The 13,565-nt window shown below is 41.1% G+C and carries 9 protein-coding genes and 2 pseudogenes; all 11 read left to right on the forward strand.

Annotation, left to right across the window (positions count from 1 at the left end):
* Nucleotides 1–63 precede the first annotated feature (63 nt).
* The 11 genes and pseudogenes from rsmH (at nucleotide 64) to murB (ending at nucleotide 13,382) form a co-directional block, all read left to right on the forward strand.
* Entirely contained in the window at nucleotides 64–1,062 is a 999-nt protein-coding gene (rsmH, locus tag ACFIMM_RS07550; RefSeq protein WP_375621372.1) for a 16S rRNA (cytosine(1402)-N(4))-methyltransferase RsmH, read from the forward strand.
* On the forward strand, nucleotides 1,059–1,463 hold the full coding sequence (locus tag ACFIMM_RS07555; RefSeq protein WP_375638339.1) for a hypothetical protein: 405 nt from the start codon (nucleotides 1,059–1,061) through the stop codon (nucleotides 1,461–1,463). The genes rsmH and ACFIMM_RS07555 overlap by 4 nt, the downstream gene beginning before the upstream one ends.
* On the forward strand, nucleotides 1,463–3,205 hold the full coding sequence (locus tag ACFIMM_RS07560; protein WP_375682751.1) for a peptidoglycan D,D-transpeptidase FtsI family protein: 1,743 nt from the start codon (nucleotides 1,463–1,465) through the stop codon (nucleotides 3,203–3,205). Before ACFIMM_RS07555 ends, ACFIMM_RS07560 begins: the two co-directional genes overlap by 1 nt.
* 23 nt (nucleotides 3,206–3,228) lie before the next feature.
* Nucleotides 3,229–4,680 (forward strand): UDP-N-acetylmuramoyl-L-alanyl-D-glutamate--2,6-diaminopimelate ligase, encoded by a 1,452-nt coding sequence (locus ACFIMM_RS07565; RefSeq protein ID WP_375611990.1) that lies wholly within the window; start codon nucleotides 3,229–3,231, stop codon nucleotides 4,678–4,680.
* A pseudogene (locus tag ACFIMM_RS07570) lies at nucleotides 4,677–6,097 on the forward strand (UDP-N-acetylmuramoylalanyl-D-glutamyl-2,6-diaminopimelate--D-alanyl-D-alanine ligase). Before ACFIMM_RS07565 ends, ACFIMM_RS07570 begins: the two are co-directional and overlap by 4 nt.
* A gap of 22 nt (nucleotides 6,098–6,119) precedes the next feature.
* Complete coding sequence (gene mraY / locus ACFIMM_RS07575; RefSeq protein WP_375611992.1) at nucleotides 6,120–7,190, forward strand: phospho-N-acetylmuramoyl-pentapeptide-transferase; 1,071 nt, start codon at nucleotides 6,120–6,122, stop codon at nucleotides 7,188–7,190.
* Nucleotides 7,191–7,194: 4 nt separating this feature from the next.
* A pseudogene (gene murD, locus ACFIMM_RS07580) lies at nucleotides 7,195–8,589 on the forward strand (UDP-N-acetylmuramoyl-L-alanine--D-glutamate ligase).
* Between the two features lie 143 nt (nucleotides 8,590–8,732).
* Nucleotides 8,733–9,887: an FtsW/RodA/SpoVE family cell cycle protein gene (locus ACFIMM_RS07585; RefSeq protein ID WP_375621370.1), complete on the forward strand. Its 1,155-nt coding sequence runs from the start codon at nucleotides 8,733–8,735 to the stop codon at nucleotides 9,885–9,887.
* Complete coding sequence (gene murG, locus ACFIMM_RS07590; RefSeq protein ID WP_375681980.1) at nucleotides 9,880–11,016, forward strand: undecaprenyldiphospho-muramoylpentapeptide beta-N-acetylglucosaminyltransferase; 1,137 nt, start codon at nucleotides 9,880–9,882, stop codon at nucleotides 11,014–11,016. Before ACFIMM_RS07585 ends, murG begins: the two co-directional genes overlap by 8 nt.
* Complete coding sequence (murC, locus tag ACFIMM_RS07595) at nucleotides 11,000–12,427, forward strand: UDP-N-acetylmuramate--L-alanine ligase (protein WP_375628830.1); 1,428 nt, start codon at nucleotides 11,000–11,002, stop codon at nucleotides 12,425–12,427. Before murG ends, murC begins: the two co-directional genes overlap by 17 nt.
* Nucleotides 12,405–13,382 (forward strand): UDP-N-acetylmuramate dehydrogenase, encoded by a 978-nt coding sequence (gene murB, locus ACFIMM_RS07600; protein WP_375682749.1) that lies wholly within the window; start codon nucleotides 12,405–12,407, stop codon nucleotides 13,380–13,382. The genes murC and murB overlap by 23 nt, the downstream gene beginning before the upstream one ends.
* The last annotated feature ends 183 nt before the right edge of the window (nucleotides 13,383–13,565 follow it).

Below are 13,565 nucleotides of genomic sequence, written 5' to 3' on the forward strand. Positions count from 1 at the left end.
CTAAGATCAGTTGCCATGAGAGAGCTGTTGATTTAAGACGGCATAACTTCAAGATGGATTATTTTGATAAAGCAGGATCAAAGAGCTGAACGCCATATTCCAGTGTTGTTACAGCCAGTTTTGGCTGGGCTTATGCCATTGGTTGGAGCAAAAGTGATTGATGGCACCTTTGGTGCTGGTGGTTATACGCGCGCTTTGTTAAAGGCAGGGGCACAGGTGATTGCTCTTGATCGTGATCCTCATGCTATCAGTGCAGGACAATCGCTTGTTGAAGAATTTTTTCCACGCCTTCGTTTGGTCCATATGGCGTTTTCACAGCTTGATCGTGTCGTTGAAGAGAAGGTGGATGCAGTTATTTTGGATATTGGTGTCTCTTCAATGCAGCTTGATGAAGCAGAAAGAGGTTTTTCTTTTCAAAAAGATGGTCCATTGGATATGCGAATGGCTCAGACTGGTTTTACAGCCAGCGATGTTATCAATCATTTAAAAGCAAGGGATTTGGCACGTATTTTTAAGATATTAGGGGAAGAGCGTTATGCGGGGCGAATTGCACGGATGATTGAAAAGCGTCGTGTTGTGCAGCCTTTTTTGCGTACAGGTGATTTGGCGTATGCTATCGAAACGTTGATAGGACGTAAGCTGGGAGATCGTATTCATCCGGCAACACGTGTATTTCAGGCTCTTCGTATCTATGTTAATGATGAAATTGGTGAATTGGCATGTGGTTTATTTGCTGCTGAACGCGTTTTAAAAGCTGGAGGCCGTTTGGGGGTTGTCAGTTTTCATTCTCTTGAAGATCGTATGGTCAAAAGATTTTTTTCGGCTCGTTCTGGAGAATGTATGAGATCACGCTATCTGCCAGAAATAAAGGCTGCTCCAGCGACATTTTTTCCTTTGTTTCGAGGTGGGATCACGGCAACTAAAGAGGAGTTACAGAAAAATCCTCGTTCACGTTCTGCGAGGTTGCGTATTGGTGTACGGACTGAAGCAGAGGCTCTTGCAGCAGATATGAAATTATTTGGTTTAGCAGAGATTGCCAGTTTTGAAGGCAGCAAAAAATGACAGTTTTTCGTACATTTGATATGATTTTAGTGTTGATTATGATTTGTATGGCAGGACTTACTTATAAGGTAAAATATGATGTTCAAAAGCGAATGAACGAAGTTCTTCATCTTGAGCATGAAATTGCTGCAGCAAAAAATACGGTAAGTTTGCTTCATGCTGAGTGGGCTGTGATGATAAGGCCTTCACGCATGCAAAAACTTGCGAAACGTTATCAGAAAGAACTTGGGTTAGAGGTTATACAGCCGCGTCAAATCGTGGAGTTTAAAGACATTCCGGTACGGGTACATGATCAAATTGAAGAAGTGATTAAACAAAATATCTTGGAAGATAATCAAGATATTTTGACAAATAATCGGGTTTCTCAGATCAATAGTGTTGTCCAAAAAGGCGCGCAGTAATGAAATCGACTTTTTTATTCTCACAGAAGAAAAAGCGCTTAAAGAATTCGTTGAATAATCATAATGTTTCTGTTCGTCGTCCCTATTCTAGTCGTCCACGTTTGCTTTTTTCGTTGTTCTGCTTTTTAATTTTATATGGCATCATGGGGGCTTGCCTTATTTCTTATGGGTTGGAAGGTGGACAGATTGAAGAAGCAAAAGGGCCTGGAGTTCTTCAATTGATGGCACGGCCTGATATCGTTGATCGTAATGGTCGTTTATTGGCAACAGATATTAAAACTTATTCACTTTTTGCTGAGCCACGACGTATTATTGATGTGGATGAAACAATTGAATTGCTCTCAACAGTTTTGCCTGATCTTAATTGGCAGGAAACCTATAAGCGCTTAAAAAGAAAATCTAGTTTTTCTTGGATACAGCGGGGGTTAACACCAATGCAGAAGACGCAAATTATGGCTCTTGGTATACCAGGAATTGGTTTTCGGACTGAAATTCGTCGTTTTTATCCTGATGGACCTGTAACTTCCCATATTCTCGGTATGGTGAATGTTGATAATCAGGGCATTGCAGGTATGGAAAAATATATTGATGATGCGGGGTTGAGTGCTTTGCGTGCCGCTGGTCTTGCCATGGAAGAATCGTTAAAACAAGTTCAGCTTTCGATTGATGTGCGTGTTCAGGCAATTATTCATGATGAACTTATTCAGGCTATGAAGCGTTATAAGGCAATTGCTGCAGGAGCTGTTATTTTAAATATACATACGGGGGAAGTTTTGGCTTTGGCATCACTACCAGATTTTGATCCTGGAAATCCTATCGAAGCTTTAAAAAGTGATCGTCTCAATCGGATGACGGCAGGAGCTTTTGAAATGGGATCAATTATTAAAAGTTTTACGACCGCCATGGCACTTGATTCTGATATTTTTCATTTAAACAGTATTATTGATGCTTCAAAGCCAATAAAAGCAAGTAGTGGGTATACTATTCATGATTTTCATGGAAAAAATCGACCCTTAACGTTATGGGAGGTTTTTATTTATTCTTCTAATATTGGTTCTGCTAAAGAGGCATTGGCGATAGGGATTGATAAACATCGTGGTTTTTTACAAAAACTTGGATTACTGGATCGTCTCACAACAGAGTTGCCTGAAGTTGCCCACCCTATTGTGCCACATCATTGGAAGGATATACATTCTATGACGATTTCTTTTGGGCATGGTATGGCAACAACACCCTTGCAAACAGCTGTCGGGGCTGCTGCTTTAATGAATGGTGGTTGGTTAATTGCTCCGACATTTTTAAAACGCACAAAAGAACAAACTCTGCACCATGCAAAACGGGTTTTGCAGGCTAAAACAAGTCAAAATATGCGTTACCTTTATCAATTAAATAGTGATATTGGTTCTGGACGTAATGCAAAAGTAGAAGGCTATCGTGTAGGTGGTAAGACAGGAACAGCTGAAAAAGTTGAAAATGGAAAATATTCTAAAACAAAAAATTTCAATAGTTTTCTTGCTGCTTTTCCTATTGAAGATCCTGCTTATGTTGTTTTAACAATTATCGATGAACCAAAGCCAGAGGAGGGACAGCGTTCAGCAACAGCGGGAATGAATGCTGGACCAATGCTTGCTAATATTGTTCGTCGCACAGCTAGTTTTCTTGGTGTAAAACCCGATTTTAAAAAAGAATATGAGCCTCTTTTAAGTAAAAAGAGCAATTCAAGTTTCGTTAAACAACGGTAAAATGAATATAAAGGTGCGTTATCATGTTGTTGGGAACAGTTTTTACAGAATGTGTTGAAGATGAAAGTCTTTCTTCAATAGAAATAACAGGAATCAGTGTGGATTCTCGGCAAGTTTTGCCAGGCTATGTTTTTGTCGCTGTTCAAGGAAAAAAAAGTGATGGAAGGCACTATATAGATGATGCGATAAAGCGTGGCGCACGAGCAATCGTTACAGATTATCATGCTGTTCTTGAGGATTTATCTGTTCCCATTTTACGTGTTTCTAATGTTCGTCATAGTTTAGCGTTGGCAGCTGCACGTTTTTACGGTTCTCAGCCTGAAACGGTCGTTGCTGTGACTGGTACAAGTGGTAAAACATCTGTTGTCTCTTTTCTTCGGCAAATTTGGACTTATGCTGGATTTTGTGCTGCGAGTATAGGAACGGTTGGTGTTGTTTCTCCTAAACGGAATGTTTATGGTTCTCTCACAACACCTGATCCGGTCGTCTTGCACCGTCTTCTTTATGAAATTTCTCATGAAGGTGTGACTCATGCAGCTCTTGAAGCTTCTTCGCATGGGCTTGACCAAGGACGACTTGATGGAGTCCGTTTAACGGCTGGTGCCTTTACCAATTTAGGGCGAGATCACATGGATTATCACACGGGGGTAGAGGATTATTTGCGGGCTAAAATGAGGTTGTTTGATACACTTTTGCCTGTATCTGCTCCTGCTTTGATTTTTGCTGATGATGTTTATTCACAAAAGGTTATTGATGTTGTTACACAAGCGCGCCGCCGTGTCTTGACAATTGGTCGTAAGGGGCAATTTATCACGATTAATCGTGTCGAACATCAACGCTCAAAACAGTGTATTGAGTGTCGTGTGGAAAACAATATTTATACATTTGATTTGCCTTTAGCTGGAGATTTTCAGGTCGCCAATGCGCTTATGGCAGCGGGGTTAGCAATTGCAACGGGCGTTTCACCTCGTAAGGTTTTTTCTGCGCTTGAAACTTTGCAGGGAGCACCTGGGCGGTTAGAGTTTGTGGGAAAGACAGAAAATAATGCGCTTGTTTACATTGATTATGCCCATAAACCAGAAGCTTTGGAGCAGGTTTTGCTTTCTGTTCGTCCCTTTACGCAAGGGCGCTTGATCGTTGTTTTTGGTTGTGGAGGAGATCGTGATCAAGGGAAAAGACCTTTGATGGGAAAAATTGCGGCGGATAAAGCGGACATTGTTATTGTAACGGATGATAATCCTCGCACAGAAATGCCAGAAAAAATACGCAAGGATATTTTACAGGCGGTGCCAACAGCAATAGAGATAGCAGATCGTGGAGAGGCTATTTCTTACGCGGTGGAGCTTTTGAAAGTTGGTGATACATTAATCATTGCTGGAAAAGGTCATGAGGATGGCCAAATTATAGGGCAGACAACTTATCCTTTTTCAGATCGTCTGAAAGCGATAGAAGCTTTAGAGGACCGAAAAAAATGACAGCTTTATGGGATAAGCAAGCACTTGTTGCTGCAGTTAATGGTGTTGTAAGGGGAAGCCTGCCAGAAACTTTTTCTGGGGTTTCCATTGATAGCCGTACTCTTGCGGAAGGGGATGTTTTTTTCTGCATTAAAGGGCATCATCTTGATGGTCATGATTTTGCTGCGCAAGCTTATGAACGAGGTGCAGGCGTTCTTATCGTTGCGGAACACCGTTTGAGGGATATGAAAAAGATATCGGCTCCACTCATTGTCGTTCCTGATGTTTTGAAAGCCTTAGAACAACTTGCACAAGCTGCACGCAAACGTTCAAGAGCTAAGATTATCGCGATAACAGGATCGGTGGGAAAAACAACGACAAAAGAAGCTTTGAAACAAGCACTTGCAACGGCTGGGAATGTTCATGCGAATCTCGCTTCTTTAAACAATTGCTGGGGGGTTCCACTCACTTTAGCGCGGATGCCTGTGGAGAGTGATTATGGTATCTTTGAAATTGGCATGAATCACAGAGATGAAATTCGCCCTCTGGTCAAACTGGTTTGTCCGCATGTTGCTCTCATTACGCATATTTGTGCAGGACATATGGGTTTTTTCAAGGATCTTGAAGAAATAGCAAAGGCAAAAGCTGAAATTTTTGAAGGATTGGATGAGGAAGGCATTGCCATTTTAAATGCGGATAGTGATTTTTTTCTTATCTCGTTCAAAAAGCAAAGAAATGCGGTGTAAAAAAGATCTTAAGCTTTGGTGAGACTAAAGATGCTGATTATCAAGCGCATGATATACGTCTTCTAACCGATAGTTCTTCTATGATTGTGCGTATGGGGGGGCGGGATAGGGAGGTCCAAATTGGTGCTCCTGGGCGCCATATTGTGCAAAATAGTTTAGGGGTTATTGCTGCTTGTGATGCTATGGGGGTTGAGCTAGAGCCTGTTTTGCTTTCTTTTCGCCATTTTTCTTCTCAAAAGGGGCGAGGTGTTCGTTATCGACTGTCTTTATCAAATGGGGGTGAATTTTATCTCATTGATGAAAGCTATAATGCAAATCCTGCTTCTATGCGTGCTGCACTTGAGCTTCTTGCTACAGGGCCTGTAGGGAAAGGGGGGCGGCGAATTGCTATTTTAGGAGATATGCTAGAGTTAGGGGAGTATAGTGAAAAGCTTCATCGTGATTTAATAAAACCAATACGTCTTTCTGGTGCTAATCCGGTTTTTCTATTTGGTGAGGCGATGAAATCTTTAGTCAGTGATTTGTCTGCTGGTGTTAAGGTTCATTATGCTGAAAATATTGAGAAAATTTTATCGCTTCTTTTAGCAGAAATTTCTTCTGGGGATCTGCTTATGGTTAAATCATCCAATAGCCTTTGTTCATCAAATATTGTGACTGCATTGTTTGATCGCTATAAAGCGGTTTCTTCATAGTTTTAAGAGGTTTTTTTATTCCATGATGCTATTTTTTTCTTCGTTTAGTGATTGGCTTCCAGGTGTGAATGTATTTCGTTATATTACTTTTCGCACGATAGCGGCTATGCTTACTTCGGGGCTTATCGTCTTTTTGTTTGGACCTAGCATCATTGCTTCTCTTAAATTGCGGCAGGGTAAGGGGCAACCGATTCGTGCTGATGGTCCTCAAACACATTTTAAAAAGGCTGGAACACCTACAATGGGTGGATTGATGATTTTAATCGGCATTGTGGTATCGGCATTTTTATGGGGTAATTTATCGAATATTTACTTTTGGGTATCGCTATTGGTTATGCTTTCTTTTGGGGGAATTGGATTTTATGACGATTATCTTAAGGTCACAAAACAAACAGACAAAGGATTTTCTGGGAAAGCACGATTAAGCTTGGAGTTTTTTGTTGCGGCAATTGCGGCTTTTGCCATCTTGAAAATTGGCTCATCTGGATTAGCTTTGCCTTTTTTAAAAGATTATCTTATCAATTTGGGCTGGTTTTTTATTCCTTTTTCTGCTTTCGTCATTGTTGCGACGGGTAATGCGGTTAATTTAACGGATGGACTCGATGGGCTTGCTATTGTTCCTGTGATGGTTGCAGCTTTATCTTTTGCTCTGATTGCTTATCTTTCTGGTAATATGAATTTTGCTGATTATCTCCAAATCCATTATGTATCGGGAACAGGTGAATTGGCTGTTTTATTGGGAGCTGTTGTTGGGGCAGGGCTTGGTTTTTTATGGTTTAATGCACCACCTGCAGCTATTTTTATGGGAGATACTGGTTCATTGGCTCTTGGAGGACTCTTAGGGACTGTTGCGGTTGCTACGAAACACGAAATTGTTTTGGTTCTTATTGGTGGGCTTTTTGTTGTGGAAGCTTTTTCGGTCGTTATTCAGGTTGGTTATTTCAAATTAACAAGAAAACGCGTGTTTCTTATGGCACCGATACATCATCATTTTGAGAAAAAAGGCTGGACTGAAAGCCAAGTCGTGATACGCTTTTGGATTATTTCGATTGTTCTCGCTCTCATAGGTCTTTCAACACTTAAATTGCGGTGAGAATGTGATTTCTGTTACGTGTTATAAAGGTCAAAAAGTTGCTCTGTTTGGATTGGGACAGTCTGGACTAGCAACGGCACAAGCATTGATGTGCGGTGGCGCAGAAGTGGTGGCGTGGGATGATAGTTCTTCAAGCGTGCAAATGGCTTTTCGGCACAATATTCCAACACGAGATCTCCGTTATGAAGATTGGTCAGAATTTGTTGCATTGATTGTAGCTCCTGGAGTTCCTTTAAGTTATCCTCAGCCCCATTGGATTGTTGAAAAAGCACGAAAATAAAATATAGAAATTATCGGTGATATTGAATTATTTGTTCGTGCGCGCCAGCATTTTTTACAACATTATGGTTTGTGTGACCAAGATGTTCCTTTCATTGCGATTACGGGGACGAATGGCAAGTCAACCACAACGGCTTTACTTGCGCATTTGTTGGAAAAAATGGGCTATGATGTGCAGATGGGGGGAAATATCGGAAAAGCAATATTGACGCTTAAGCCCTTTGTTAAAAAACGTATCTATGTGATTGAATGTTCATCATTTCAAATTGATCTTACTCCCTCTCTTCAGCCGACCATTGGACTTTTATTGAATTTAACACCTGATCATATTGATCGACATGGGAGTTTTGCCTGTTATGTGCAAACCAAAAGGCATCTGATTGCTCAGGCTTCTCAGGCTTTCATTTCAGTTGATGATGCAGCTTGTCGGGTTTTATATCAACAGTTACTTCATGATGGGAAGCAAATTGAGGCAATTTCCAAGGATCATTTTGTTGAAAATGGTTTTTATGCAGATGGGACCAAGCTCTTTTCTGTTCGTCAAGGACAGAGTCATATGCTTGCAGATCTTGCTCCTATGGCGGGGTTACGTGGGAGTCATAATGCGCAAAATGCCCTTATGGCATTAGCAACATTGCAGGCTTTAAAAATAACCGATCCTTCTGTGAACAAGCATTTGGCAAGTTATAAAGGGTTGGATCATCGTATGCAGCAGGTGCGTAAAATGGGGGCGGTTTTGTTTATCAATGACAGCAAGGCTACTAATGCAGATGCAACAGCTCCTGCGCTTTCCACCTTTAATGATATTTTTTGGATTGTTGGAGGACAGGCAAAAAAGGGAGGGATAGAGTCTCTTAGAGAATTTTTTCCTAAAATTCGTAAAGCTTATTTGATTGGGAGCGCGGCGGAAGAATTTGCTCGCACTATTGGATCTGCTTTTCCCTTTTCTATGAGCTTAACTTTGAAAAATGCGGTGCGTGAAGCAGCTGTTGACGCAATGGGTTGTAAGGAAAAAGAGGTGACGGTTCTTTTGTCACCTGCTTGTGCAAGTTATGACCAATTTAAAAATTATGAAATGCGAGGCGAAGCATTTGTCTCTTTTGTGATGCAGTTACAATAAAAAAGCATCAGTTATAAAAAAATATTTTTGCGTTAAGACTCCAGAATCTTTTTTTGTGTAATTTAGTTTTTAAAGTGTTTGTTAAACAGGCTGGGGAACCATATTACTTTGAGATAATTTATAAAATGGATAAGGTGGATACCATGGTGACGCGTGCAGATAGAGATCCAATTGCTAATTGGTGGTGGACGATTGATCGCTCTATCTTTGCAGCTTGTTTAATTTTAATGGGAATTGGCATTATGCTGTCTTTTGCTGCCAGCCCTATTATTGCAAAAAAAATCGGAATTGCTGATAGTTTTTATTTTGTTCGGTGGCATATCATTTTTAGCATTTCAGCATTTTTTACGATGGTTACCATTTCCTTTTTTTCGCTTTCTAATATTCGTCGTTTATGTGCTCTTTTGCTCATTGTAACGCTTGCTCTTATGGTTGCAACCTTATTTTGGGGTCCAGAATTAAAGGGAGCACGGAGGTGGATTCTACTATTTGGTTTTTCTGTACAGGCTTCAGAGTTTATGAAGCCAGCTTTTGTGGTTATGTCCGCTTGGCTTTTTTCGGAACAGATACGCAAGAGGGGCATTCTGGGTTATACGTTAGCGATTCTACTTTATGCCATTTGTTGTGTGCTTCTGGTTTTGCAGCCTGATATTGGACAAACAGTTTTAATAAGTGCAACATGGGGGGGGCTGTTTTTTATTGCTGGTGTCCCTCTTACTATTATTTTTCTCTTTCTCATTTTAGGCGTTGTAGGAATTATTTTAGCTTATTTTTTTCTGCATCATGTGCGCGAGCGGATCAATGGTTTTTTGACAGGTGAAGGAGATACTTTTCAAGTGGATGTGGGACGTGAGGCTATTTTGAATGGTGGTTGGTTTGGGCAAGGTCCTGGGGAGGGCACAGTAAAACGTATCATTCCTGATAGCCATACAGATTTTGTATTTTCCGTTGCTGCTGAAGAATATGGTATTATTCTTTGTTTATTAATTATGATGCTGTTTGGCTTTATCGTTATGCGTTCATTGTATATAGCCATGAATACACGTGATTCCTTTATACGTCTTGGTATTACTGGCATAGCAATGATGATTGGCTTTCAATCAGCTATTAATATGGCCGTTAATCTTCACTTAATTCCTCCAAAAGGTATGACATTGCCTTTTATTTCTTATGGTGGTTCTTCGATGGTGGCGATTGCGTTTTCAATGGGCATTTTGCTTAGTTTAACACGTCGTTGGCCAGAAGCGCGCCTTTCAGCTTTTTCTTCCTCTTCTGTCTTGGATACCCCTTATGAATGATAAAAAAGTTATTATTTTGGTGGCTGGTGGTACAGGTGGACATCTTTTTCCTGCTGAAGCCCTTTCTGTTGAATTAAGGCAGCGTGGATATGATGTTCATTTAATAACAGATGAAAGAGCACGCCCTTTTGTTCGGTGTTTTGATGAAGAGCATATTCATATCGTTTCATCGGCAACATTTACACGACGCCATCCTTTTGCTCTGATAAAGACGTTTTGGTCTTTGCTAAGGGGTATGGGGCAATCGTTGGCGTTGTTTTATAAATTACGTCCTGTTCTTGTTGGAGGATTTGGGGGGTATCCGAGCTTTCCTCCTCTTTTTATTGCGGCTTTAACGAGGCGTGTGACATTTATTCATGAACAAAATGCTGTTATGGGGCGTGCCAATCGGATGTTGGCAATTTTTGTGCGTGCAATCGCTGGTGGTTTGTTGTCACCAAATGGCGCTTATGCTCATAAAATACTTTTGACGGGGAATCCTGTCCGTGAGGCTGTGTTGAAGGCGGCCAAAATTCCTTATCATTCTTCAGAGGGAGAAAAGCCATTTAATTTTTTGATTTTTGGAGGTAGTCAAGGGGCTTCTGCTTTTTCACATATTGTTCCAGAAGCTATTGCTTTATTTGATGATAAGAACCGTAAACGTTTACGAATTGTACAGCAAGTCCGCGGTGAAGCAGGAAGGTTGATCAAAATCTATCGTGATATGGGGGTACAAGCAGAAGTTGCTCCTTTCTTTGATGATATGGCTGAACGTATGGCACATGCTCATTTTATTTTGTCGCGCGCTGGGGCTTCGTCCGTTTGTGAGATAGCGGTGATTGGTAGACCTGCTCTGCTTGTTCCCTATCCCCATGCTTTAGATCATGATCAGGCTGCCAATGCAGCTTTGCTTGCTCGTGTGGGGGGAGCGCAAATTATATCAGAAAAAGATTTAAATGCACAAAAGCTTTCTTCTCTTTTAATGCACGCTTGTTGTGCGCCCCATTTATTGGAAAAACAAGCGCTTGCTGCAAAAAAAGTTGGACAACCTCATGCAACACGTCGTCTTGCTGATATGGCTGAGTCCTTAATTGCAGGGCGATTGTTGTCAGATATAAAAGAGGAGCTTTTTAATGAAAATGCCACTTGATATAGGCGTTATCCATTTTATCGGAATCGGGGGGATCGGTATGAGTGGAATTGCGGAGGTTTTTTATAATCTTGGCTATAAAGTTCAAGGGTCAGATCAAGTTGAAAGTGCAAATGTTGAACGTTTGCGGAAAAAAGGAATTAACGTTCATATAGGTCATTGTGCTGAAAACTTAGGGAATGCAGAGGTTGTTGTTTTTTCTACTGCCGTTAAAAAAACAAATCCTGAGTATATTGCTGCAAAGGAAAGACATTTGCCGCTTGTCAGACGTGCAGAAATGCTGGCGGAGCTGATGCGATTTCGGCGTGCAATTGCAGTGGGTGGTACACATGGTAAAACAACAACCACATCAATGGTCGCAGCCCTTCTTGATGCTGGTCATTTTGATCCAGTGGTGATTAATGGCGGTATTATTAATGCTTATGGTACGAATTCTCGTACAGGAGATGGCGATTGGATGATTGTTGAAGCTGATGAAAGTGATGGTACATTTTTAAAGCTGCCTGCTGATATTGCTGTTGTTACCAATATTGACGCTGAGCATTTGGATCATTATGGAAATTTTGATGCTGTGCGTGAGGCTTTTCGGCAATTCGTAGAAAATGTTCCTTTTTATGGTTTTGCTGTTTTGTGTCTTGATCATCCAGAGGTTCAGTCATTGGCGGGCCGTATTGATGATCGTTGGGTGATCACTTATGGTGAAAATCCACAAGCGGATGTTCGTTTTCTTAATCTTTCGATGGATGGTCAAAAAACCCATTTTGATGTTCTTGTTCGCTCACGCAAAACAGGAAGAAAGATTGAGTTAAAAAATTTGCTTTTGCCCATGGCAGGGCAGCATAATGTTGCCAATGCAACGGCGGCGATTGCTATTGCGCATGAACTTGGCATTTCAAATGAAGCTATAAAAAGGGGCTTAGCAGAATTTGGCGGAGTAAAACGGCGTTTTACGCGAACAGGAAGTTGGCGTGGCATTGAAATATTTGATGATTATGGACATCATCCTGTTGAAATAAAGGCAGTTTTGCGTGCTGCACGTGAGAGTGCAAAAGGGCGTGTTATTGCGATTGCACAACCCCATCGGTATTCGCGTTTGTATCATTTATTTGATGATTTTGCTGCTTGTTTTAATGATGCAGATACAGTGTTGATTACGCCCGTTTATGCGGCTGGTGAAGAACCTATTGTAGGATTTGGTTCTCAAGAATTGGTAGAGCATATTAAAATGGCTGGTCATCGTGATGTGCGCTTGATACATGGTCTGGAAGATGTTGTGTCTCTTGTCTCAACATTTGCTCAGGCAGAGGATTATGTGGTTTTTCTTGGTGCTGGCAATATCACACAATGGGCGTGTGCTTTGCCTCATCAGTTAGCGGTATTGGATGGTCATGATAAATTTTCAGCACATTGATGGTGAGGCGCTATTGGCGCAATTGCAACCACTGTTAGGGGGTATAAGAGGCAAGCTTACACCTAACGTTGAGATGCGTAAGGTGACGTGGTTTCGCACTGGTGGGTTGGCAGAACTTTTTTATCAGCCTGTTGATGAGGAAGATTTAGCTCTTTTCCTTCAAAATTTGCCTGAATTTATTCCTGTCACAATTGTCGGTATCGGTTCTAATCTTCTGGTGCGTGATGGGGGGGTTCCTGGTGTTGTGATTCGTCTTTCGCCAAAAAGTTTTGGGCAAGTGAAGCAGGTTTCTCCAAAAGGCTTTTTAGTTGGTGCTGGTGCGGCGGACAAACATTTAGCTGCTGCCGCTTTAGAAGCTGAGATTGCAGGTTTTCATTTTTATCATGGCATTCCTGGAGGTCTTGGAGGAGCTCTCAAAATGAACGCGGGTGCAAATGGTGTTGAAACCGCAGCACGTGTTGTTGAGGTTTATGCGTTGGATCGTAAAGGGCAACGTCATATCTTGAGTGTGAAAGATATGCATTATTCCTATCGCCAGTGTGATATTCCTGAAGGTTTTATTTTTACTGCTGCTTTATTGGAAGGGGAGCCTGGTAATAAAGATAATATTCGTGCTGCTATGGATGAAGTTGCCCTCCATAGGGAAACAGTGCAACCTATTCGTGAAAAGACCGGTGGATCAACTTTTAGAAATCCTGAGAATGGATCTGCGTGGCGCGTGATTGATGAAGCAGGGTGTCGTGGTTTACGGATTGGTGGCGCTCAAATGAGTGAAATGCACTGTAATTTTATGATCAATACAGGGCAAGCAACAGGATATGATCTTGAAGCATTGGGAGAAACAGTGCGTGCGCGTGTTTTTGCAAATTCAGCCCACCTTTTACAATGGGAAATAGAGCGTATTGGTCAATTTGAGCGTGGTCGAAGTGTTCCTCCTTTTGATCCATTTCATTGATTTATTGTTCACTAAAAAAGTGAAAATAAAAAATTGAGTCATTTCAAAGAGATAATAAAAAATTTCTATTAAGAATCAATAAATTAACAAAGAATCTCTTGCATCAAGCTTTTGAGTCTGATTCATTATGCAAAATGCTAGGTTATTGATTCGCAAGGATAAACTTTGTTTTTCCTGTATGTA

Source organism: Bartonella sp. AP258QHHD (assembly GCF_042196145.1).
Classification (GTDB): Bacteria; Pseudomonadota; Alphaproteobacteria; order Rhizobiales; family Rhizobiaceae; genus Bartonella.

What these genes read in the sequence shown, in the direction of transcription:
- murG (WP_375681980.1), top strand. Translation starts at nt 9,880, where the DNA reads ATGAATGATAAAAAAGTTATTATTTTGGTGGCTGGTGGTACAGGTGGA.
- murC (WP_375628830.1), top strand. Translation starts at nt 11,000, where the DNA reads ATGAAAATGCCACTTGATATAGGCGTTATCCATTTTATCGGAATCGGG.
- ACFIMM_RS07565 (WP_375611990.1), top strand. Translation starts at nt 3,229, where the DNA reads ATGTTGTTGGGAACAGTTTTTACAGAATGTGTTGAAGATGAAAGTCTT.
- mraY (WP_375611992.1), top strand. Translation starts at nt 6,120, where the DNA reads ATGATGCTATTTTTTTCTTCGTTTAGTGATTGGCTTCCAGGTGTGAAT.
- ACFIMM_RS07555 (WP_375638339.1), top strand. Translation starts at nt 1,059, where the DNA reads ATGACAGTTTTTCGTACATTTGATATGATTTTAGTGTTGATTATGATT.
- ACFIMM_RS07560 (WP_375682751.1), top strand. Translation starts at nt 1,463, where the DNA reads ATGAAATCGACTTTTTTATTCTCACAGAAGAAAAAGCGCTTAAAGAAT.
- murB (WP_375682749.1), top strand. Translation starts at nt 12,405, where the DNA reads ATGATAAATTTTCAGCACATTGATGGTGAGGCGCTATTGGCGCAATTG.
- ACFIMM_RS07585 (WP_375621370.1), top strand. Translation starts at nt 8,733, where the DNA reads ATGGTGACGCGTGCAGATAGAGATCCAATTGCTAATTGGTGGTGGACG.